Consider the following 1,158-nt stretch of genomic DNA (forward strand, 5'->3'; position numbering starts at 1 on the left):
TTTCCGGGCGATGTCAAGCCTTGGTAAGGTTCTTCGCGTTGCGTCGAATTAAGCAACATGCTCCGCCGCTTGTGCGGGCCCCCGTCAATTCCTTTGAGTTTTAGCCTTGCGGCCGTACTCCCCAGGCGGGGCGCTTAATGCGTTAGCTACGGCGCGGAAACCGTGGAAGGTCCCCACACCTAGCGCCCAACGTTTACAGCGTGGACTACCAGGGTATCTAATCCTGTTCGCTCCCCACGCTTTCGCTCCTCAGCGTCAGGTAAGGCCCAGAGAACCGCCTTCGCCACCGGTGTTCCTCCTGATATCTGCGCATTTCACCGCTACACCAGGAATTCCGTTCTCCCCTACCTACCTCTAGCCAGCCCGTATCGAATGCAGACCTGGAGTTAAGCCCCAAGCTTTCACACCCGACGTGACAAGCCACCTACGAGCTCTTTACGCCCAATAATTCCGGACAACGCTTGCGCCCTACGTATTACCGCGGCTGCTGGCACGTAGTTAGCCGGCGCTTCTTCTGCAGGTACACGTCAACTTCGTCCCTGCTGAAAGAGGTTTACAACCCGAAGGCCGTCATCCCCCACGCGGCGTCGCTGCGTCAGGCTTTCGCCCATTGCGCAATATTCCCCACTGCTGCCTCCCGTAGGAGTCTGGGCCGTGTCTCAGTCCCAGTGTGGCCGGTCGCCCTCTCAGGCCGGCTACCCGTCGTCGCCTTGGTAGGCCATTACCCCACCAACAAGCTGATAGGCCGCGAGTCCATCCCCAACCGAAAAAACTTTCCACACCCACCCGATGCCAGGAGGTGTCATATCCGGTATTAGACCCAGTTTCCCAGGCTTATCCCAGAGTCAGGGGCAGGTTACTCACGTGTTACTCACCCGTTCGCCGCTCGAGTACCCCGAAGGGCCTTTCCGCTCGACTTGCATGTGTTAAGCACGCCGCCAGCGTTCGTCCTGAGCCAGGATCAAACTCTCCAAACAATGTCTGAACAGTCCCACCCAGCTGAAAGCACCCACCCTCACAAGGGCGGATGTATCAACCAAAGGAATCCATCCCCCACCGAAAACGGTGGTAGGACGGGGTTGTGCTTCATGCACTGGCTTTTAACACACTGTTGAGTTCTCAAGAAACGGACGCGTACACCATCACCCTGACCAACCA

1 rRNA gene is annotated in these 1,158 nt (G+C 57.8%); it reads right to left on the minus strand.

The features are described from left to right. A 16S ribosomal RNA gene (locus tag ACW9TB_RS39295) occupies positions 1–977 on the minus strand; the annotation flags it as partial. Positions 978–1,158: the final 181 nt, after the last annotated feature.

The sequence above is a fragment of the Streptosporangium sp. H13245 genome, from assembly GCF_055690525.1.